Source organism: Chryseobacterium sp. AG363, assembly GCF_003610675.1.
Classification (GTDB): Bacteria; Bacteroidota; Bacteroidia; order Flavobacteriales; family Weeksellaceae; genus Chryseobacterium; species Chryseobacterium cucumeris.
This window is the reverse complement of the sequence record NZ_RAQF01000002.1, coordinates 875881-899245: the sequence shown is the minus strand read 5'-3', so window position 1 is coordinate 899245 and position 23365 is coordinate 875881. Positions and strand designations below refer to the sequence as shown.

The window sequence follows — 23365 nt, the reverse complement described above, 5'->3', positions numbered from 1 at the left end:
ATAACGTTCTATTTTAAATAAATGTAAATAATACACTTAAATTAAGAATAAATCCTACTTACTTTTGGTTTTCATACCAAATTGTTGAAATAAAGCCACCATAAGCAATGCTCATGATGGCTTTGGATTCAATTTACTCTTTGACAAATTTTTGTTTTACTACTGTACTATTTTTTTGAGTAACCTCAATAAAGTAAATACCAGCCGGGAAATCTCCCACGTTAATATGGTTTTTTCCTGGATTTATTTTCAATCCGGATCTGATGACACTTCCTCTTCCGTCAAAAATGGTGGCAGCTGCTTCTGACAAATCAGAATCAATGAAAAGGTCTGCTTTTACCGGATTAGGATATATTTTTACATCCTCTTTTTTAGCTTCAGCAGAAATATTTCTGGTGCTTAACGATCCGAAGTTTAAAGGAAGAACGTTGGCAGAATAAGTATTTTCTTCTGTAAGATATGCTTTGAAAGATCCTATTGCAGGTTCGCTTCCTGCAGTTACTTTATAGAAGCCTGTTACTCCGTTTTCTGTTTTCAGCACATAAGCATTCGCCGGAACTTTGATACTCTGATAAACCCCGTTCATCTGATTCACAGTGATTGCTTTAGGTGTGGAAACATTTCCTGAGCCGTTGAAAGTAATATTCCCTGTCGCATTGATGATTACCGGAGTATTCGCAGGAATGATTCCGTTTGAAATTGCGGTACAACTGATATTACTGGCATTCGGAGACATCAGATAAGCAGTAACTCCGGAAGGTATATTAGCCTGGAATGGAAGGATCAACACATCGTAACCATTAAATATACGGCTGTAAGAAGCTGTATTGGCTGTAAAGTTAAACGGCACCTGAAAGTCCATACCCTGACCGGAAAGGACAAGATTTGAACAAGCTGTACCTGAAATCACATTATTGGCAGATGAACTTATGTTTGAATTCACATAATAAATGCTGTTAGAGTTAGCACTCATAGGCTGCCAGTTATTGGAGGAAGTAACTCCTGCTGCATTTCTGATGTCTACAGAAGTGTAGTAGCCATTTTCCAGGGCATCCATCAGATAGCTGTCGCTTGCAGAATAAGTTCCTCCGAATTTAGAAGCAATTTCATTACCTACATTGAAATAAACATCTCCCAGATTAAGCGTAAGCACAGAGCTGTAATTGGAATTTCTCAGTCCTAAAATTCCTTTGCATCCGTCTGTAAGCACCTGTCTTGAAATATCTAATGTGATATCGAAGTTTCCTCCCTGCGGAAAATTAATCTTGCCGTAATTATATGATTTCGTTACGCCCTGACTGTTGATGTAATATAAAGTCGTATTGTCTGAATAGCTTTGTCCCGCTGTTGTATAGCTGTTTACATGCAGGATCAGTTTATTGTACCGGTCATTAAGCTGAAGATATCCGTTAGCCGCAGTCATATTATTACTGATAAGAGGGCTTGGATTAGAGAACGTCACCGTTGTATTGCTGATATTGAATCCTGTCCCAAAAGCTGTACTGGTAGTAGTTTGTGTTTCGATTTTATTATAATGGATATCACCGCCTGTCATGAGAGAAGCAGGCCTGTCGCCACTTTTATTAAAAACAAAAGTCATAACACTGGAAGGGCTGATATCAGCAGTAGGCCGGAATGTTGCCGTACTCAAAGAAAGAGGTGTGCTCACCATATTGGATTGCGTATTGGTCAGGATTTTTGTTCCCGAAGTCGTGTAAAAAGGCAGATCAACCTTCAAACTATAGGAGTTCTGAGAAGGATTAATGACCATAAGAACAACCTGATTGCCGTCCTGCGAAATATATGAAGAGCCTTGTAAAACTCCGGTTTTGTCATCCCATTTGGCTTCTATTCTCGTCTTGCCTATTGTATACTTGGCATAATGGGAAAGGATATAGCCTCTTTTGGTCATTAGGCCTGCGGTGGTTCCATAAGTTCCGTCACCCATTAACCCGTAATACCTTTTGGCAGAGTAATGAATCCAGGCATTGATATTTCCCAGTAATGCATTGTTGACACTGCTGGCAAAAGTAAAAGCATCTGTATTCCAGCTGAAATCTCGTGCCGGCTGGGTGGATGAAGAGTTCCAGTTGATCAAATACTCTGTCTGCCAGATTTCTTTGTTGTAATTCTGGAATTGTTTGTAGGCAGACTGCATAAGCCCGTATTGATGCCCCCCATAAACTTCAAAATTGGCCATTGCCGCAGGATCCAGCAAAGCACTGGCAAAATTATCCGTAAATCCTACACTTTCCGGGGCAATCACTTTACAGTTGATGAGCTGCCCATAGTTCTTGATAAAAGTGGTAACTTGTGCAGGAGTCCAGATACATCCCTGATACTGGGCCATTTCATCCGGTTCATTTTGAATAGAGATATAATCAAGATCTACTCCATTGTTCTGGAGATAGGTAACAAAGCTGTTAAGATAAAGGGCGTAATCCTGATAATTTTCCGGCTTTAAATATCCTACCTGCTGTACTCCGTTAGTGTCAGTGTAAACAGCATTGACATGATTATTGGTTTTCCAGGCTGCCGGCATGGTCCAGGGCGAAGCAAAAATGGTAAGCCCCATAGATTTGGCGAGCTGTGCTGTGGCCAGTACTGAGCTCCAGTTGCTGCTGTTTTCGGGAATATATAATCTCATAATATTATATCTACCTTCACTGGAAGCTCCCCAAAGCGTCTGAATTTCTGATGCAGACATATGATTATAGGCAAACTGGGGACTGCATACAAATCCACCGAACCCTTTTATTTTCTGATAAGATGTGTTCTTATCAATTTTTACAGTTGTAAGCTGCCCATACGCCAGACAGCTGAAAAACAAACATATAGAATGAATACTGAGAAGATTTAAAAATTTTTTCATAATGGTTTAGTTTTAGATATTTGTGATTTTGATCGTAAACAATTAAAGTAAGGGCAATAGATTCCCCATCAAGACGGTTCATTTTCAAAAACCGTCAGGAAAATACCCTGAATGATATCAGGCAGCGATCTGTTAAATAAAGTTGCTTACAAAATCATTCGCTGTGCTTTCTCTTCATTCTCTGTGAGGGAACTGTATTTCAGATTGGAATTTGAATTAAGATTAATGTTTCATAATTAAAGTGTTGTTTGTGATGAGTATCGGGCCAATCAGCGAAGCATTTCGCTTTCCGGAGCGCCCAGGTAAGAGGGTTTTAATCCTCCGGTGTTGATCAGTATCTTTTCAAGGATAATACCGGGTTCCAGCACTCTGAAACGTAATGTATGTTTTCCAGCCTGCTGAACCGAATGCTTTGTAATAGATTTAATAATATGTTCGGACTGCCATCTTCCCAATTCTCCTTTGTAATGGCCATTGAAGTTGACAATTTGCGGAGTTTCGTTGTCAAAATAAATTTCGTAAAGCAATCCTTTATTATGATTAAAATTTAAAGTCGGAGCTAATAATAACTGGACTTCAAACTCCCCTTTTGATTCAAAATTGATATCATATTCCAGCCAGATATTTTCATCGCTTTTAGGATAAGCATTCTGCGGAAAAGTTGTCACTCCCGACTTTGTTTTTCCAAAATCAGGAATCACTTCCCAATGAATCCGGTTAGAGTTGCTCATTCTTGCAAAATTTTCTGCTTCAATGGAAACATAGCCGTTTTTCTCCTTAAATACCTTTTCTTTGGGAACCTCAGCTTCAGAAATATAGGTCACTTCAGGCATTATATTTTCTTTTCCGTCTGCCCAACTTTTATATCCTATCCTCATCTGATCCATCATATGCTTCCATTTTCCTCCGGCAATCACATTATTGTATTGATTATCCAGATAAGCGTTTCTTTCAAAACATGTCTTCACTTTATCTGCGTAGAAATTGGCTTCAGGATCTTTTTTTGCTGCCAGTTCCCTGTTTTTTGCCACCGCATAGTACATTTCGTATAAATTACTGCATGCATCAATCGGGTACAAAACCAACTGATAATACGCATCCTGATATTCTGTCGGAATCTGCTCTTTTAAACGTAAGGCTTCTATCGCCAAAGCTCTGTAATCATTTAAAACCGTTTCAAATTCATGGTAATTTTCAAGGCTGTACGTTTTGCTGTCAAGGGTTTCAGGGGTTACTCTTCTGTTATATTTGGAATACAGATTAATCATCCCGGCAATTTCTTTTGCATGTTTTTCACCAAACTGCTGAGCAGCCCATTTCTCAGTATATTCCAAAAGGTTTTTAGCATTAAACTGTTTGGGATTCCAGGCCATTTCCAGGAAAAAACTGATCGGAAATTCCATCGGTTTTAAATCTCCTACATTCACGACCCAAAGCTTATCTACTTTGTGTGCATAGGAAAGGTTCATCTGTTCCCAGACTCTCTGGATGGGGCTTATGTTGATCCATTTGGAGTTTCTTGGTCCGCCTACATAATCAAAGTGGTAATAGATTCCATAGCCTCCTTTATGCAAAGGTTTTGAGAGGTCCGGAAGCTTTCTTACATTTCCCCAGTTATCATCACAGAACAGTAGAATCACATCATCCGGAACCCGCATTCCTTTATCATAATAGTCCTGAACTTCTTTATACAATGCCCAGACCTGAGGTGTTTTCTCTGCTTTTTTCCCGGTAACCTCAGCGATGATTTTACGCTGGTCTTTTACAATTTTCTCCAGCAGGGAAATATTGGTTCCCTCTCCCATCGCTTCATCACCATCACCGCGCATTCCTACTGTTACGAGTTTTTCCCAGTTTTTGCTTCTCTCGAGTCCGGATCTCCAGAATTTCTGTAAAACTTCTGCATTTTTAGCATAATCCCAGACATTCGGGAGGTTATTTTTTTTGATATACCTGTGCCAGTCGGTTTGTGCCAAAGCCATAGGCTCATGGTGGGAAGTTCCCATGACAATACCCATTTCATTTGCTAAAGGGCCACTCAGAGGATCGTCGTCATAGAATGCTTTCCCCCACATTGCCGGCCAGATATAGTTTCCTTTAAGACGTAGAATCAGTTCAAAAACTTTTTCGTAAAATTTAGAATTAACTCCGCCAAAAGTTGCTCTTGCCCAGCCTCCCAATGAAGGTTCTTCATCGTTAAGGAAAATACCGCGATACTCTACAGCAGGCTCACCATCGGTATAGATTCCTTTTTTAAAGTATACATTATCTTTTTTCTCAACCGGAACGTCAGCCCAATAATACCATGGTGAAACACCTATCTGCTTAGACATTTCATAAATTCCATAAATTGTTCCCCTTTTATCACTACCTGCAATCACAATGGCTTCGGAAACGCCCGGAAAAGGATTGCTGATATTCTGAATGATATATTTTTCTCTTTTCCCTGTTAATGCTTTTCCATCCAGCTTTTTTTGACGAATTAAATTATCAATGGTCTTGCTTTTACCTGCTTCACCAATAATGATGATCATTCCGTTCACACCAGAGTTTTGGGAAACCAGATTAGGATGAACACCAGTTACTTTTTGAAAATCAGATTGAAGATTCGCAATGGCACGCAGAATTCCTTTATCCGAATCGCTGTCTGAAAACAGTGTCAAACCTGAATTGCGTTCTTTCAATACCATCGAATTTTCTGTCTTAGCAAAAGAAATAAATGGTTCGGTTGCTTTTACAAAAAATATAAACAACAACGTAAGAAACAGCGAAATGTTTTTTGTAAAATTCATACTCTATCTTTTTGATTTTAATTTTTAAATAAGTTCAGATCCACAAATTCTCCCATTCTCCTGTAGCCGGCCTCATTGGGATGAAGAAAATCATGATCGTGCATATCGTTTAAGATGACTTCCGGATTTTCACTTTGCATTTGTTTTGCAAAATCGATGACGGCATCAAATTTTCCGCTGTTTCTTATCCAGTCATTTACTTTTTTCCAGGCCTCGATACGGAAAGGTTTGTCATAGAACGACTTTCCAAAAGGAAGAATTGTTGCTCCGTACACTTTGATTCCGCTAGCATGTGCCTTATTGATCATCACCTGGTAAGCGGCAATCAGTTCTTCTATTCTTTTGGAGGCATCATCAGCATCTCTTGTTCCTCCCAGATCATTCACTCCTTCCAGAATGATCAGCCATTTTACGCCCTGCTGATTGAGGATGTTATAATCGAAACGGTCTAATGCTGTAGGACCCAAACCGCCACGCACCACACAATTCCCACCAATCCCGAAATTAAGGACACTTACATTCCTGGTTGAAGGATTCGCCAGTAACCTCTGCGAAAAAATATCCGGCCAGCGATTCTGTTTATTGGTTCCCGATCCTCTTCCGTCGGTAATGGAATTTCCCATAATAGCGACCGCATACGAGGGTTCACCTGTCTTTACATCGATGTTAGAAAGCGAATACCAATGATCTGTTTTTACAGGATTTTTAAATATAGCAGCACTCGCTTGCACACCTTTAACAATAAAAGAGGTTGTTCTTGAACCCGGATGCCCGGTGACAGATTGGGTTACTTTTCCATAGGAAATGGTAATGGCCAGCAGCGAATTGGACTTCAGGTTAAAGTTCACTTCATCAGAATAAATATCAGATCCGGGAGCAATTTTAAAACTGTTTTTCTTCTCAAACGTTAATGATCTGATGGTAGCTGCATCCACATTGCTGCTATCGGACGGAACAGCAATGGAAACCGCTTTTACCGCCAGACTATCCATGGAATACTTGTTGGAAAAACGTAACCGCAGTTTTTTCCCACCTACAGATACACGCACAATCTGACGCAGGGTGTTCCCCGAAAGCCCTGGTTCCGGCGCAAGGTTTTTGGGTTCCACCAATTGGGGAGCCGTTGCCCAGGTAGTGAGCCACTGGTCATTGGAAGACTGCTTTTCCAGACTCCGGGGGGAAGTGCAGGAAACCAAAAATCCCGAAATGATAAAGATGTATAAGTTTTTGAAGCACATTTTTTCTGTTTTTTCTTTATCAATTTTTAATTTCTTACTATAAATCCTCCGTTCGGCTGAATTTCAATCGTAAAATCCCCTTTTGTATTCACTTTTACGTCTTTCTCTGTTGTGTTTCCTTTTGCATCATCATTGATATACTTCAAGTTTTTCCCGGCGAACATCGGAAGTTTTATCTTCAGTTTCTGGGATTGCTTCTCAGCATTTACGCCTGCCACATACCATTGATCCGCTTGTCTTCTCGCAACCACGGCATATTTCCCGGGATAGCCGTCTATGAAAACTGTCTCATCCCAAAGTGTCGGAACTTCTTTCATGAAGCTGAGCTGAAATTCCGGAGCATCGGTCAGATTATTCGGCATGATCCCAAACATCTGAACGGGATTCTGAAACAGGACTGCTGTAGCCAGCTGAAAACCGTCCGTAGTATGTCTTTTATTTTTATCCCTGTTGGATTTCGTTAAAAATTTGTTGAGGAAAGTCCCGCCAAACTCCATGCTTCCCACTGTATTTCTGATGAAAGGATGAAGTGTGGCAAAAAAAGCTTCATGTTTCCGTACATCTTCTGAGAAATAGAGCATTTCCGAGGCAAGAACGGCTTCGCTTCCTGCATAATTCGGGTACATTACTTCCCAGCCTCTCGGTAAAGTAGCTCCATGGAAAATAATGGTTAGTCCAAAATCATTGGCATCTGACAGAATATCTTCGTAAAGACGCATGGTTTCCTGTTTGTCTCCTCCGAAGAAATCCACTTTAAGTCCTTTTACGCCTAATTCTTTCAGCCATTTCATTTCTTTTTTCCGTTCAATGGATGAGCTCATTTTATTTCTAGGTCCCATGGGTGCATCATTCGCAGCACCGTTGGAATTATACCAGAGTAATACCCCGACATTTTTAGATTTTGCATATTGAATAAGCTCTTTCATGCGGTCTTTTCCTATGTTTTTATCCCAAAGCGCATCCATAAGAATAAACTGATATTTCAGCGCAGCAGCAAGGTCTATGAATTTCACCTGATCATCATAGTTCATACTGTTATCCTGCCACAGAATCCAGCTCCAGGTAGATTTTCCGAACTGATACTTCTGTGAAGGCTCATACATCGGATCTACCACATCAAAAGGAATGGTAGTTTCTACGATGGGTTTCAGGGAGCTGCCTACTGTAATTGTTCTCCACGGTGTCTTTCCGGGAAGAGAAACGGCTGCTCCGGTACTTCCGAAACCGTTATTTTCAGCAATGCTCGGATATGCTACTTTGTAAAGGCTTTTTTCTGCTGTGGTTTCAAGGTGTGAGGCACAATATGTACTGTTCACTCCTGTCTCAGAAAGTAATACCCAGCCTTCATTTCCGATATGGAACAGACCCGGGAAAACGTATCCATAATCGGATGGTATTCCCAGCTCAGCATCAGCTTTATAACCACTTTCATAACTTGGCGCTGTGCGGGCAAAACCTGTCATCGGTTTCATCATAGGTGAAAGAAAAGTAGTAGTCTGTGACGGAAATCTGTACCCTGTGGTTTCTGACTGTACCACAACACTCAGCCGTTCTTTCATCGGTGGAATATTATAACGGAAAGCAATATTGTTGTTGCTCACCTGAAATTCAATGCTGATCTGATGCTGGTCTGCATTGGTGAAATTAACGGTTAAAGTATTCGCATTATAATGAACCTCAGATTTTTTGATTTTTCCGTTCGTATATTTCTTAGAAACGATATCTTTTTTGCTGTCAGTAAATGTCAGATTCTTTGAAAAGTTGGACTCGTTGGTTACCAAACCCAGCGGGGATTTTTCAAGCATTGCTTTTCCCTGAAGGATAACATTATACGATGCTTTTCCCTCTTCTGAAAAAACCTGAAGCTTCAGATACCCGTCCGGACTTGAAATTTCTGCTACCTGCGCAAAGCTTTTGCTGATCAGGAATAAACTGAATACGATATATAAAATTTTTTTTCTCATAACTCATTATTTTCAAGAAAGGTCCAGTAATCGAAATACATAATATCGGTTGAGGCTTTTCCATTGAATACAAAATACAGATCATGAATGCCGGTAATTTTTTCAGTCAACTGAACTTTTACGGTTTCCCAGCGGTCATCACCGCCCGTCAGCGGAACCTTTACCGTTGCAGCAACCGGTCCGTTCACAGCATCCAAATGAATGGTCATTGTGACGTCACTGTTATGGGTAGTTCCGACCCTTGCAGAAAAAGAACTAGCTCCTTTTTTCCGGAAATCAACGTTCTTTACACTGGTATACGCTCCATTTTTCTTTGCTTTGATGAAAACACCAACCTCTTTATTCTGATAGGATTTTACATTTTCCGACCAGGCAATCATTTCTGCCTGATTGAATGAATAAGGATTAACTGTTGCGATAGCTTTTGTAATTCCGTTAGTCATTTTAAATGGCGAAATGGATCCGTCTTTATTGAAGGTAAGCTCTTCCAGACTTACTGATCTTGTAAACCCGCTTCCGCCCGGCAATGCACCATTGTGATAAAAGAAATAGGTTTTCCCCCGGAAATCAATAACACCGGGATGATTGGTGAATGATTTCCCTTCCGTAGGCATAACAATTCCTCCATATTTCCAGGGTCCCTGTGCTGTTTTACCTGTAGAATATCCTATGAATTCGGGAAGCGGACCACCCGGCCAGAAAAGATAATACAGGTTTTTCCTTTTGTACAGCCACGGGCCTTCCTCGTATTTTGTGGGTCTTTCCGGGTTAGGTTTTCCGTCCCTTTTTCCAAATGATTCTTCGGTCATCGGAACTTCTATAATATTTCCGGAATAGGAGATCATATCTTCATTCAGCTTTACGTATTTTAATTTAGGATTTCCCCAATACATATGAGCCTGTCCGTCATCATCCACAAAAACGGTGGGATCAATATCTCCCCATTCGCTCTGAACAAGAGGTTTTCCCAGCGGATCATGAAAAGGCCCCAACGGACTGTCGCCAACGGCAACCCCTATAGCGCCTTTGTTATTGGTTTTGGACCACATCGGAACGTATAAAAAAAACTTTCCGTTTCTTTCTAAACATTGTGCGGCCCAGGCATCGCGTTTTGCCCAGTCGAAATCTTTATAGGAAAGAATTGTTCCGTGATCTGTCCAGTTGACCATATCATTGGTGGAATACACTTTCCAGTCGTTCATGGTAAACCAGGTGGAGTCATCCTCATCGTGTGTGGTATACACGTACAGCCTGTCATTGTACACCATTGGTGCCGGGTCTGCAGTGTAATTGGTCTGAATAATAGGGTTCTGCGCAGTTCCCATTGAAAATAAACCTATCAGCGAAATGAAACTTATATGTATTGTACGGATATTCATAGAAATTTGGATTTAAAAGCTTAATCCTGTATTTATTGTGACTTCAGAATACGATTGACTTCTTCCTGATTGACAGGTTTGAAAAGCAACTGTGAGAACAGATACAGATCATTTTTCCACACTTTGAAATCGTGACCGCCCGGTTCTATATAAAAAATATGGGGAATTTTATTGTCTGTAAGATAGTCACTCGTTCTTTTACTGAAAGGCATTAGCCTGTCCTGGTCTCCGCATGAGATCCAGAGAAGTTGTAAATCTTTAGCTTTGGATGGATCCGGGAGAAGAACTTGAGGTTCTTTTGTATTTGGAGCTGCGGAAAAGGCTCCCACCCATGCGAACTTATCGATATTTCCCAGTCCGAAATTCAGGGTCTGTCCACCACCCATGGAAAGTCCGGCAATCGCTCTGTCAATTCTGTTTTTTTTAACCGGATATTTTTTTTCTACAAAGGGAATCAGATCATTCAGCAGGTCTTTTTCAAAGGTTACAAAAGCTTCTACTTTATCCTTTGCCATGATGTCTCCGGTTGCCCTGTCATCCTTCATCGCCCGGCCGTTGGGAAGTACAACGATCATGGGAGAAAGTTTTCCTTTGGCATAGAGATTATCTAAAATAATTTGCGGAGTTCCATTTTTAAACCACTCTTTTTCATCTCCTCCAATACCGTGTAGCAGATATAGAACGGGATATTGAGCACCTTTTTTATATCCGGGAGGCGTATATACCAAAGCTTTACGTGTAGTTCCAACCGTTGCCGAAGAATACTGTATAGTATCAATTTTTCCGTGTGGAATTTCCTTTTTTTCTGTATCGAAATCCTGTGGTACTTTTTTATCAAAAACCTGTGCAGAAATAAAAACTCCTGACAGCATGAAACCTAATGCTAATACAACTGACTTATTCATGATTTTTATTTGTAGTTTTAACACTTATTATTTCAGTTAAAAAAATAATAGCGTATTATTTCTTTGCTTATTTATCACACATTTTCTGTGCTTCTGCTTATTATTTTCCAGTTTCATTGATCCTAAAAAAATCAACATCTACGAAACCTCCGGTATTTTTAGTGGCATAATTGAAAACTGCAAATTTGGATCCCATAAAAAATCTCCGGTAATCAAAGATCATTTTGTAGTCTTTTGCCATTTCGGTCCATTTCTTCTGATCGGTACTGTAATAAAAGTCTGCAAGATCTTTCCCGAGGTTAAAATCAGCATCAATACGGAGAAAAACCGTATCCGAATTGAGAGGAATCCGTTTTTTCTCTTCTTTTTTAACTCCTGTAATCGCTTTGGTTTTGCTTTCCAGACTTACTTCATTGGTTGAAAAAACAATGAATTTTTCTTCACCTTCCTTCACTACTGACAAGATCCCGGAATCTCCGTTGAAAGCACTGAAACCTGCAACGTCTCCATCTTTCATTCCTTTAAGATCCATTGCCACAACTGCTGACGAAGTTGGGCCTTCCATTCTCTGGGTCAAAGTATTGGGTGCAGCGTACAGATTGTCTACGACTCTGCTGGTTTTCAGTCTCAGAAAGCCTTTTCTTTCGGATAAAGACCAGGCTTCATTCACCGGATTATGATTCCATTGCCACTGGATTTTCATTGTTTTATCAGAGAACTCATCGCTTTCCACCAAATGATTTTTTGCTTTGAATAGCGGAAGCGGAACTTCTCCTTTCAAAGGAACTTTTCCGTTATCTCCCAATATCGGCCAGTCGTTTTCCCATTGAACAGGCAGCAGCAGCGGAACACGCCCTACGCCGTTTCTGTCCTGAAAAATAAGGGAATACCAGTTTCCATTTTTATCATCTATCAAAGCTCCCTGACCTGCGTAGGAAAATCCTAAAAAATTATCTTCCAAAACAACTTTTTTCTCGTAAGGGCCTATCACTTTATCTGCTCTGTAGACGACCTGGCGGCGTTTTCCGTTTTTGGGCCAGGATATCATCATCATATAATATTTCCCGTTTCTTTTGATGATCTGATTGCCTTCCAGAAGTCCGGTTTCCGAAGCATCTTTCTGAAATACCTCAGTTCCATCAGGATTTCCGATCACTTCTTTAAAATCGGGGCTCAGTTCAAAAACTTTGTTGGAAGTGAAAACATATATTCTGTTATCGTCATCAAAAAACAGTGAAGCATCATGAAAATGCCGTGTTCTGGTGATCAGCTTCCATTTTCCTTTTTCAGGATCATCAGTCACATAGAAATAAGATTTGAAAGGTTCATCATTCGGAGAGAATAAAACGTAATATTTTCCTTTATGATAACGGATTGAAGAAGCCCATTGACCTCTGCCGTAAACGGTTCCGTTCAATAAATCATATTTCGAGTTGTCATTCAAAGTATCGAAAACATAACCAGACATTTCCCAATGTACCAAATCCCTGGAATGCATTACCGGAGCTCCCGGCATCAGATGCATGGTGGTACTGATCAGGTAAAAATCGTTTCCGTTTCTGGTAATGGATAAATCCGGTGCATCTGCCCAGATGATGGGATTGGTAAATGCAGTACTCTGTTTTCCGGAAGGATTTACCTGGGCTGAAAGAAGATTCAGCCCGATAAATCCCAATAAAGAAACTATATAAGATTTTTTGATTTTCAAGGTTTTGATATTTTGGTTCGATTTAATTCTTTACAATCTTAAAAGGAACACTTCGACAAGCTCAGTGTGACATTGCTAATACTAACTTAATTCGGTACAATATCATTGGAAGATGTACTGTAAAGCCCGATAAGGCTTCCTGTAAAGCCTCCCGCTACATCAGTAGAAAGAATATCTCCTGAAACCGGTCCTCCCAAATTTTTATAATTCGTGCCATCCAGTGAATAATTAAAGCTATGTTCATCTTTATCGGCAACAACCTGCAGTTTAACCGGTTTGGATAATGAAATCTTCTCGCTGGCGATCAGCTTTGATTGGCCTTTTTCTGTTCTTTCCAATACGATGTAGAAATCTTTATCTTTTTTCGTGATTCCGAAAACATAATTGAATGTTTCGCTTTGGTAGAGGGTAATTCCAGCCAATTCTTTTTGCGATTTTGGTTTATAATCCAGGGTTACGGAAGTTTCGAAGTCTTCGTGCTGTAATCTGTGGAACAAAGATGAAATCGGAGCCAACGCTTTGATGTTCGTTTCCATTGGATTCACTTTTACACCATTTTTTGTTGCAGTAATGAAGTTTTCACGCGGTCCGCGCATGGCAATCCATCGGTAGTCAAGGTTTTTATCGGTCAGCTTATCAGCATAAGTAAAGTTTCCATTGGGTAAAAATTCGTTTTGTCCGTTTTGATTCTGAACTCCAGCAGGTAATTTCAGTTTTGGTTTCATTGGAACCAGCCCGTTTTGGAAAACCGGGAATTTTCCGCTCCAGTCAATTGGAAGGATGAATGTTTCACGGCCTTTGTTAACTCTGTTTTTCTCGTTCGGACGTATTGCCAGAAATACTCCATAATATTGGCCTTCCGGTGTTTCTACCAGATCTGCATGACCTGCCCAGTCTACTTTTTCTTTTCGGTCTTTTGGGAAATAGCGCTGCGTCAGAATCGGATTATTATCAGCCGGAACGTAAGGTCCTTTGGGAGAATCGGACATAAAAATAACTTCACTGTGATTACCACCGGTTCCTCCTTCTGCACACATCAGGTAATATTTGCCATTCTTTTTGTAAATATGAGGCCCTTCAATCCAGATGGGTTTTTGGGAAAGGTCTACCCCTCCGTTTACAATAATTTTATCCGAACCCGGAACTACCTGGTCTTTTTCGAGATCATAATCCCACATCTTAATCACACGGTGGCCGTTGTACTGCTCGCTACCTTGTGGTGGAGCATCATTATGAACGATATATGCTTTTCCATCATCATCAAAGAAAATAGCAGGATCAATACCTTCAAAATTGAGTTTCTGAACTTCGCTCCATCCTTTTGCCGGATCTTTGGTTTTTACGACCATATTTCCAATACCACCTGCAAACTGGGTAGTGATCATATAAAAAGTATCGTTGTGCTTATTGTATTTGATGTCCGGGGCATAAATTCCATGGGAAACGCCTGAATTTTCAACCTTAAGCTGTGAAGGTCTGTCCAGAACGTGCCCTACCTGTTTCCAGTTCACAAGATCTTTAGAAGTAAAAATAGGAACTCCCGGAAACATTGAAAATGAAGAGTTTACGAGATAGTAATCTTCGCCTTTTCTGGTAATACTGGGATCGGGATAACAGCCCTGAAGAATCGGGGAATAAAATTCGTCTGGTTTAAGAGGGTTATCATTGTATATTTTATCGTTTCCACGGTAATTGAAGTCTGAGAAAGTCTGGGCAGAAATAGTAGTCACCGAGAGCAAAGCTGCTGCTGCAAGGATATTCGTTTTATTCCTGAAAAAAGCTAAATTCATTATATTCTGTTTCATTGTTATTCTTTTTTTATAGTTTTTAAAATGTATATTTTTGAATAGGTGTTGTTCTTTTTAACGCTAAGTCCGCAAATTTTTTAACGACTATCTTTTTAAGGTTCGCCAAGTCGTTATACTCAGCAAATGGCATTTATATTTATCATTATAATCGTTTACCGATCGTTATATATTTTAAGCGGTTTTCTTCCGGTTGACTATTTTAATTAATCCCCAGGCTGTAACATAGGATATTCCGGCTATGAAAAATATAATATTGTAGCCTCCGTTGATATTTCCTGATTTTTTAAAGGCATCGAGAACAATTCCGATAAAAAGGGGAAAAATGATTCCTGCCGCTGAGCCCAGCATTCCGCCAAAACCAATGACAGAACTGACATAATTGTTGGGTAACTGATCTCCGACCGTAGTCATAAGATTGGCTCCCCATCCTTGATGTGCAGCTGTTGCAAAGGCAATGATGATTGTGATCATCCACATATTATCTACATATTTTGAGAACATGACCGGAACTACCATCAAAGCAAACAATAACATGGTAATGCTTCTGGCTCTTCCGATGGCCCAGCCTTTTTTGATCAGAAATGATGAGAGATATCCTCCACCAATACTTCCGATCGTGGTTCCGCTGTAAATAATAATTAACGGAAGAGATGGTTTGGTTAAATCCATTTTAAATACATCCGAGAAATAGGCCGGCAGCCAGAACATGAAGAAATACCAGATAGGATCGGTTAATATCTTACCGATGGCAAATGACCATGTTACTTTATATTTCAGTAATTCCGATAAAGGAATTTTGGTTTTCTCTTCTGCTTTTTCAGCCTGATCACTTTTAATGTACTGCAGTTCTTCCTTGCTGAGATTTTTTGTTTTTTCCGGTACGGCATAAAATTTCCACCAAAGGATAATCCAAATCATGCCCAAAGCTCCAATCCACACAAAAGTCTGCCTCCAGCCGTAATGCCCAAGAATGAACGGAACCAATAGCGGCGCCAAAATAGCTCCCACCGTTGCTCCTGAGTTAAAAATTCCCGTTGCCAGTGCTCTTTCTTTTTTGGGAAACCATTCAGCCACTGATTTGATGGCAGCAGGAAAGTTTCCTGCTTCACTGATTCCCAACGTGCTTCTCGCAATGATAAACCCGATGGTACTTTTGACAAGACCATGTCCTATCGAGGCCAAACTCCATACAATAAGGGAAACCGCATACCCGATTTTGGTTCCGACCTTGTCTATAAACCTCCCCATCGCCATATAACCGATGGCATATGTCGTGGTAAAGGCCATGACGATATAGCTGTAATCTTTTTCATCCCAGCTGAATTCTTTTTCCAGCACAGGTTTCAGCAAACCCATTACCTGACGGTCAAGATAATTGATCGTAGTGGCGAGAAAGACAAGAGACAGCATCCACCATCTTATATTGCGGTTTTGAGGAGCCTGCATTGAGTTATTGATTAAGTTGTTGTAATAATTTTTTTGTTTTCAGAGTCAGTTCTTCTTCATTAACATCTTTTCCGATGAGAGAGCTTCCCAGCCCTGCTGCTATGGCACCTCCATTGAGCCATTCACTGATATCTTCAGTTTCAGCATGGATTCCTCCGGTGGGCATAAAATTCATTCCCGGAAAAACAGGCTGTACCGATTTGATGTAGTTCTTTCCTAAGGCATCAGCCGGAAATATTTTAACCAGTGTTAACCCATTCTGATGCGCGATATTGATATCAGAAGGGGTAAAGCAGCCCGGAATCAGAAGGAGATTTTTTTCGAGAGCATGGTTTACCAATGCTTCACTGATAACCGGTGTAATGATAAAATCTGCTTTTGCATGAGCATAATCATCCATTTCTTTTATGTTTTTCACCGTTCCGATTCCTAACAGAAGACCAGGAAATTCTGTATGGGAAATTTCTTTCAGCTTAGTGAAATTTTCCAATGCCTGATGGCCGCGGTTGGTATATTCTATCACACGGATTCCTGCTTCGTATAAAGCTTTTACGATATTTTTTGAGACCTCAAACGATTCGTTATAGAATAACGGAACTATTTTCTGGTCTTTTATTTTTTGTAGTATTTCACTCATAATTTCTCGATATTTATGCTTTCATCAATGGTATCTCCCTTTACAAAAAGTTTTTTAAAAGCAACTTTTGTCGCATCCTCAAGGATCTGCTCATCAGAATTTCCTTTTAAAATTCCATGAATCAAGGCCGCCATGAAAGAATCACCGCTTCCTACCCTTTCCTCGATTTTATCTGAATTATATTTTTCTGAAATCAAAAGTTTCTCATCAGCAAATAAGGTGGCAAAGTAATTCACCTGTTCTCCGTTTGTAAAGCGGAAAGTATTTGCAATTTTTTCCACAGCCGGGAACTGTTTCCGGATTTCCAACGCTGTTTTTTCAGCCTGTTTCAGAAGATTTTCATCATCGAATTTTCCGTTAAGCTCATATTTAACCGGAATATCCAGGAACTGCCCAACAGACCAGATATTTCCCATAAGGACATTCACAAAAGGCATCAGCTCTTTAATTTTGTGAGGATTCTGGTTTTGCCAAAGCAATGCTCTGTAATTCAGGTCCAGAGAAACTGTAATATTTCTTGTTCTGGCTTCTTTCATGATCTGTAAACATTTGCGGAATGCATTGTCACTCAAAGCCGGTGTGATGGTACTGATATGCAGCCATTTTACTCCTGAAAATAGTTCATCATCACTGAAAGTTTCAAAATCCGACTGGGTAAAAACAGACGGAAATCGGTCGTAAACCACTGAAGCGTTCTGCATATCTCCATCAGAAGAAAGGTAAAATGTTCCTATTCTCCCTTGAGTTTTTTCTGCAAGGATTTCTATTCCTTTATTGTTAAGCTGGGATTCCAGCTGGTTTCCTACGAAATTCTCCGGTAAAGCTGATAACAATTTCACAGAATTTTTCCATTGGGAAAGTGCTGCTGCTACATTGTATTCTGCTCCGCCTATATACATCTTAAGAGACTGCTCATTCAGCCAGTTTCCTTCGGAATCCGGGGCAAAGTGGAGAAGCAGTTCCCCGAAACATAGTATTTTCGTCGAGTCCTGCATGGTATTAGATTTCAAAATAATTTTTTGTATTGTGATAACAGATATCCTGAATGATCTTTCCTACCCATTTTTCATCATCGGGAAGAAGACCTCTTTCCATTTCACTTCCGAACAGATTGCACAAAAGCCTTCTGAAATAATCATGTCTTGAGAATGACAGCAGGCTTCGGGAATCGGTCAACATGCCGACAAAAGTGCTTATCAAACCGATATTGGAAAGTGTGTTCATCTGTTTGGTCATCCCGTCGAGCTGATCAAGAAACCACCAGGCTGCTCCAAACTGTACCTTGGATTTGATTCCTCCTTCATTGAAGTTTCCGGCAAGGGATGCCAGAACTTCATTAAATGCCGGATTCAGATTGTATATAATGGTTTTGGCCAGTTTTTCTTCTGAATTCAATGCATCCAGCAAAACGCTCAATCGCTGTGCATAATATGGTTCTCCAATGGCATCATATCCTGCATTGGCTCCCATTTTTCTGAACATTTCTGAATTGTTGTTTCGGGTTGCCCCTACATGAAACTGCTGTACCCAGCCTTTTTCTGCATACATTTTGCAAAGCTCTTTCAGCATATAGCCGCATAAGGCATCCGGATCGGAAAATGTTGAAATATTCCCTTTCAGGAATCCGGAAAATTCTTTTTCAAGGTTTTGATTCCACTTTGTCGTATCCGGGAAATATTCAAAGCCGTGATCAGCTACTTTTGCTCCTGCTTCCACAAAATAATTGATTCTGGACTGAAGTGCATTCAACAGATCAGAAGCTGACACGATGGAAAATCCACATACTTTTTCAAGCTTTTTAATTCCTGAAAGATACTGTTCAGGATTAATCATATTGATATAGGCATCAGGGCGGAAAGCCGGAAGAACAGCTGTGTTAAATCCACTGTTTTTTAAAGCCTTGTGATGAACCAGATCATCAGCAGGATCATCTGTAGTGCACAACGCTTCTACCTTAAAATTCTGAATGATGGATTGTGGTAAAAAGCCGTCTGTCTGCAGACTTTCATTCATCTGATGATACACCGTATCTGCATTATTGGGTGATAAATACTCGTTGATACCAAAAGGATTTTTGAGCTCCAGATGCGTCCAGTGAAACAAAGGATTACGAAGAGTATACGGTAACACTTCTGCCCATTTCATGAATTTTTCCTGATCTGAAGCATTTCCTGAAATAAACTGTTCATCAATACCAAAATTTCTCATGGCTCTCCATTTGTAATGGTCACCATCCAGCCAGATAGCTGCTGGAGAACGGAAGTTTTGATTGGCAGCAATAACATCCGGCTCAAGATGATTGTGATAATCAATAACCGGCATATCTTTAGCATAACCGAAATACAGATTTTCTGCTTTTGCTGCTTCAAGCAAAAACAATTCTCCGAAAACGTCTTTATTTTTAGTGGAATTACTCATTATTTGTTATTACAATCCTGGATTTTAATTGTCGTTTATTTCTGACTTCATGAAAGCCGGCATTTTAAAAACAGAACCCTTAATGAAACCACTAAGGTCCTGTTTGATGATATGAAGAAATTAGCTTTTTATACTCCGCTGAATGCGCTGAAACCTCCGTCAACAGGAATCAGTGCTCCTGTGATGAAACTTGCAGCATCTGAACACAGAAACTGTACAACCCCATTCAGTTCTTCTACTTCTCCAAATCTCTGCATGGGTGTTTTGGCCATTACTTTTTTACTTCTTTCGGTTAAGCTTCCGTCCGGATTCAACAGAATAGCACGGTTCTGATCACCAATGAAAAATCCTGGTGCTACAGCATTAACGCGTATTTTATCTCCGAACTTCAATGCCATATCAGAGGCCAGCCATTGGGTAAAATTGGTGATTGCGGATTTGGCGGCAGAATATCCGGCTACTCTTGTAATTGCTGAATACACAGCCATGGAAGAAATATTAATAATGTTTCCGCTTCCCTGCTCCGCCATTACTTTTCCGAAAACATAGCTGGGGTAAACTGTCCCGTTGATATTGAGATCGGTAACCTCAGCCCATCCTTTCATATCCATATCAAAAAATGACTGTTCGGGTGATAAGGTTGCTGACGGAATGTTTCCACCTGCTATATTGAGCAGAATATCAATGCTGCCATACTTTTCTTTTATTTTCAAGGAAGCGGCTTCAAGGCTTTCAATATCCATCACATTGGCTTCTACAGCAAGTGCATCCCCGCCCAAATCTGTAAGTTCTTTTACCCGGGCATCCAGTGTTTCCTGGTTTCTTCCCAGTGCGACAACTTTTGCTCCGGCCTCTATAAAACTTTTGGCAAGGCTGCCTCCCAAAACGCCTGAAGCCCCTGTGATGACTGCTACTTTGTTTTTAATACTAAACAGGTCTTTCATTTTACTTTTTACTATTTTATTACAAACGCAGATTAATTTTTCTGTAATTCTGACTGAACGGCAGCCATTACTCCTTCTATCTGGCCCAATGCCAGCATTCTTCCTAAAAATGAGTAACCGGGATTATATCCTTTATCAATATCTTCCGTTAAAAGTCTACCATGGTCAATCCTCATAGGAAGATCAGGATTTTCTTTTTCGAATACACGGATCACTTCAATGAGCTTTCCTCTTCCTCCCAGATGATGAGCCTCGATGAAATCGCCGTTTTCAAAGACATTTGTACTTCTCAGGTGAACGAATTTGGTACGGTGAGCAAATTTTTGCGCAAGCTTTGGAACATCATTCTGAAGGTTGGCACTGAGAGATCCGGCACAGAAGGTTACTCCGTTGTGAGGGTTATCAACAGCCTGCAGCAGCCAGTCAATATCTTCTTCATTGGTCACTATTCTTGGTAATCCCAGTAATGAAAAAGGCGGATCATCAGGATGTACACACATCTGGATACTCCATTTTTCACAGACAGGCATTATTTTTTCAAGGAAATATTTCATGTTCTGACGAAGCTGATGCTTATCTATACCATCGTACAAAGCCAGCAGACTTTTGAACTTTTCTACAGGATTCAATTCACCATCTTTGATATTTCCGTTCACGAATCCCTGTGTTTTTACAATGACTGAGTCTATCAGGTCATGATTATCTTTTTCTGTTAATGTATTTTTTAATTCTTCTACTTTTTGAAGGGTTTCCGGACTGTAATCGTTTTCTGCACCTTCCCTTTTAAGGATATGAATTTCGAAGTACGCAAACTTGGCTTTGTCAAAATAAAGTGAGGATGAACCATCTTCCCATTCGTGAAAAAGATCGGTCCTTGCCCAGTCGAGAACAGGCATAAAGTTGTAGCAAACTGTTGTAACTCCTGCTTTACCCAGATTTTCAAGGCTTGTGATATAATTTTCTATTAAAGAGTCACGGTCTTCACCTCCGTATTTGATGGCTTCGCTTACGGGAAGACTTTCCACAACAGACCAGCGAAGTCCGTGGCTTTCTATATAGTTTTTATAATCATTGATGGACTCTGAATTCCAGATTTCTCCGTTGGGGATATCGTGCAGGGCAGAAACAATTCCTTCTACTCCTATTTGACGAAGTGTGCTGAGTGCTATTTTGTCTTTTTTGCCAAACCAACGCCAGGTTTTTTCCATAGTTTTAAAATTTAATTCAGATAAACAAAGCAGGTGCTTTTCACACCTACTCTGTTACTGATATGAATGTAGAATGAAATTAATTGTATCCCGGATTCTGATATTTTGCTTTAATATCTGCCGATACTTCCATGGCATCGATCTGGTTCTGAGGAATCGGTCTCAGATAATGAAATGGTTTTATCGTTCTAGTAACCGTTTGCGGAGCATGATCTCCATAAGAAGCTCCTCCAATCTGATAACTTGCCGCATAATCTCCCCACTTCTGTGTACGTACCAGATCATACCATCTGTAGAATTCTCCGTAATATTCACGGGATCTTTCTGCAAGGATATAATCAATGGTAATTACAGATGGCGTAGCAGCAGTCATTGCGGCACTGTTATCTGCTACATAAGCGGTATTCTGTGCATTATTGAACTTCCATTTTCCGGCACGGGCACGGATGACGTTGATAAGATCTCTGGCTGTCATAGCTCCTGAAGCCCCTTTTACAGCTGCTTCTGCGGCAATAAAATAGAATTCTGAGAATTTGGCAACGCTGAAAGGACGTGTTAATCCTGCATTCGGATATCCTAAGCCGTTTGGATCATCGGTACGGTAAGTTCCTATTTTCCAAAGACCAGGATATACAATTCTGCTGATTCCGTTCGGTGCAATGACCCAGTCTGCTCTTCCTGACAGAGTTCCTGCTCCCACACCACTTTGCCCTGCTCCCGTAGGATAAGAAGGAGTCTGGCTGTCATCATTAAGGAAGCTTAAAATAGCACCTCCTGGCTGTACAGGTAGATTATTGGCATTATAAAGTACGGGAACCGTAGTTAATCCCGTTCCATTCTTGTTCCAGTTTCCTCTGTAAGTGGTTACAAAAGTTCCGTCATAACGGGAATCGTTGGTTTTATCTGCAAAAGTATTTTTAATAACTCCCAAGGTAGGACACATACGAACCCAAGGACGTCCCAAAGGCTGTGATGCTTCTCTCTGTACGGGGCTAACAATGTCTGCCCCTAACCATGCTGTTGTTTTACTACTTTTGATGGCAGTATAGTTCCAGGTCTGCATCCATGCTGCAAAATTGTCCGGAGCCCAGCCTGATCCGAATCCTACAGGATCACTTTCGTTATAGTATGTGCTCGACTGAGTATGATCTGCATACAACATCGATTCGGTATTTCTGTCATTTGAACCTACATTCACATCATAGAAGGTAGGCTGAAGCGCATAAGGACCGGGATTATTGATTCCTTCCAAGGCAATATCATAAGCCTGCTGGAAATACCATTGGGCATTGTGTCCGTCCGGGTCAGTTCTTGCTGCTTCAGGATACGTTGGAATTCCGTTTGGATTCTGCAGCCACCATCCGTAAGTAAGATAGGCTTTGGCAAGCATTAGTCTTGCTACATTTTTAGTGACACCTCCGGTTACCCTTGGTGATGCCGGCAGATTTTCTATTGCTTTTTTAAGGTCAGCAAAAACAGTTTTTGTGTATACTTCCGGTACGGTATTTCTTACGGAAGAGGTGGAAGGTAAAGTGTTATATTTCAGTTCTCCTGTTCCTAAATCCAGTGGAACTCCTCCATACGTTTGTACAAGCATGAAATAGTAAAAACCGCGGAAGAAACGGGCTTCAGAGATCATAGATTCTGCGATTCCGAATCCTGGTCCTTTTTCAATAATTCCGTTGGCAGTATTGATATACGGGAATACAGAGTTCCAGACCATACTTGTAGGAAAGGTATTGGAATTGATAATCCCGTTTCCGGACATATCTAATTCCTTAAAGTTACCGTCCGCACTCTGTGCCCAGGTAGATTCGTCAGTTCCGTTCTGACAATTGCTCATAAAGTAGCCATTGCCGTACAGTAATCTCATCTGCCTGTATAAAGCCGTAAATCCCTGATTAACACCATCCGGTGTATTAAAATAATCAGCGGTATATATTGATCTTGGCTGTTCATCAAGAATTTCATTACAACCTGTAAATGTTAAGGATAAAAAGATTGCTCCTAATAACAGTTTTTTATTAAAATTTATCATGACAATAC

Annotated in this window: 15 protein-coding genes; all 15 read right to left on the bottom strand. The window is 40.4% G+C overall.

Features of this window, described 5'->3' with window-relative positions:
* Nucleotides 1-133: 133 nt before the first annotated feature.
* On the bottom strand, nt 134-2872 hold the full coding sequence (locus tag DEU39_RS03970) for a T9SS type A sorting domain-containing protein (RefSeq protein WP_120231014.1): 2739 nt from the start codon (nt 2870-2872) through the stop codon (nt 134-136).
* Between the two features lie 269 nt (nt 2873-3141).
* Nucleotides 3142-5664 carry a glycosyl hydrolase 115 family protein gene (locus tag DEU39_RS03965; RefSeq protein ID WP_120231013.1) on the bottom strand — a complete coding sequence of 841 codons (2523 nt, stop codon included), beginning with the start codon at nt 5662-5664 and terminating at the stop codon, nt 3142-3144.
* Nucleotides 5665-5681: 17 nt separating this feature from the next.
* The gene (locus tag DEU39_RS03960; protein ID WP_120231012.1) at nt 5682-6902 is read right to left on the bottom strand and encodes an SGNH/GDSL hydrolase family protein; all 1221 of its coding nucleotides are present in this window, start codon (nt 6900-6902) and stop codon (nt 5682-5684) included.
* A gap of 26 nt (nt 6903-6928) precedes the next feature.
* Nucleotides 6929-8866, bottom strand: a complete 1938-nt coding sequence (locus tag DEU39_RS03955) for a glycoside hydrolase family 97 protein (protein ID WP_120231011.1) — start codon at nt 8864-8866, stop codon at nt 6929-6931.
* Nucleotides 8863-10245, bottom strand: coding sequence for a glycoside hydrolase family 43 protein (locus DEU39_RS03950; protein WP_228436625.1), 1383 nt, complete (start codon nt 10243-10245; stop codon nt 8863-8865). The genes DEU39_RS03955 and DEU39_RS03950 overlap by 4 nt, the downstream gene beginning before the upstream one ends.
* A 32-nt stretch (nt 10246-10277) precedes the next feature.
* Nucleotides 10278-11150, bottom strand: a complete 873-nt coding sequence (locus DEU39_RS03945) for an alpha/beta hydrolase (protein ID WP_120231009.1) — start codon at nt 11148-11150, stop codon at nt 10278-10280.
* 100 nt (nt 11151-11250) lie between these two features.
* The gene (locus tag DEU39_RS03940) at nt 11251-12858 is read right to left on the bottom strand and encodes a glycoside hydrolase 43 family protein (RefSeq protein ID WP_183037372.1); all 1608 of its coding nucleotides are present in this window, start codon (nt 12856-12858) and stop codon (nt 11251-11253) included.
* 86 nt (nt 12859-12944) lie between these two features.
* The gene (locus tag DEU39_RS03935; protein ID WP_120231008.1) at nt 12945-14663 is read right to left on the bottom strand and encodes a glycoside hydrolase family 43 protein; all 1719 of its coding nucleotides are present in this window, start codon (nt 14661-14663) and stop codon (nt 12945-12947) included.
* Between the two features lie 174 nt (nt 14664-14837).
* The gene (locus DEU39_RS03930) at nt 14838-16112 is read right to left on the bottom strand and encodes an MFS transporter (protein WP_120231007.1); all 1275 of its coding nucleotides are present in this window, start codon (nt 16110-16112) and stop codon (nt 14838-14840) included.
* Nucleotides 16113-16116: 4 nt separating this feature from the next.
* Nucleotides 16117-16749, bottom strand: coding sequence for a bifunctional 4-hydroxy-2-oxoglutarate aldolase/2-dehydro-3-deoxy-phosphogluconate aldolase (locus DEU39_RS03925; protein ID WP_120231006.1), 633 nt, complete (start codon nt 16747-16749; stop codon nt 16117-16119).
* A complete protein-coding gene (locus DEU39_RS03920; RefSeq protein ID WP_120231005.1) occupies nt 16746-17744 on the bottom strand; it encodes a sugar kinase in 999 nt (332 codons plus the stop codon). The genes DEU39_RS03925 and DEU39_RS03920 overlap by 4 nt, the downstream gene beginning before the upstream one ends.
* A gap of 4 nt (nt 17745-17748) precedes the next feature.
* On the bottom strand, nt 17749-19167 hold the full coding sequence (uxaC, locus tag DEU39_RS03915) for a glucuronate isomerase (RefSeq protein ID WP_120231004.1): 1419 nt from the start codon (nt 19165-19167) through the stop codon (nt 17749-17751).
* 128 nt (nt 19168-19295) lie between these two features.
* Nucleotides 19296-20111: an SDR family oxidoreductase gene (locus tag DEU39_RS03910; protein WP_120231003.1), complete on the bottom strand. Its 816-nt coding sequence runs from the start codon at nt 20109-20111 to the stop codon at nt 19296-19298.
* Nucleotides 20112-20143: 32 nt separating this feature from the next.
* Nucleotides 20144-21319, bottom strand: a complete 1176-nt coding sequence (gene uxuA, locus DEU39_RS03905) for a mannonate dehydratase (RefSeq protein WP_120231002.1) — start codon at nt 21317-21319, stop codon at nt 20144-20146.
* Nucleotides 21320-21398: 79 nt separating this feature from the next.
* Nucleotides 21399-23357 carry a RagB/SusD family nutrient uptake outer membrane protein gene (locus DEU39_RS03900; RefSeq protein WP_120231001.1) on the bottom strand — a complete coding sequence of 653 codons (1959 nt, stop codon included), beginning with the start codon at nt 23355-23357 and terminating at the stop codon, nt 21399-21401.
* Nucleotides 23358-23365 lie beyond the last annotated feature (8 nt).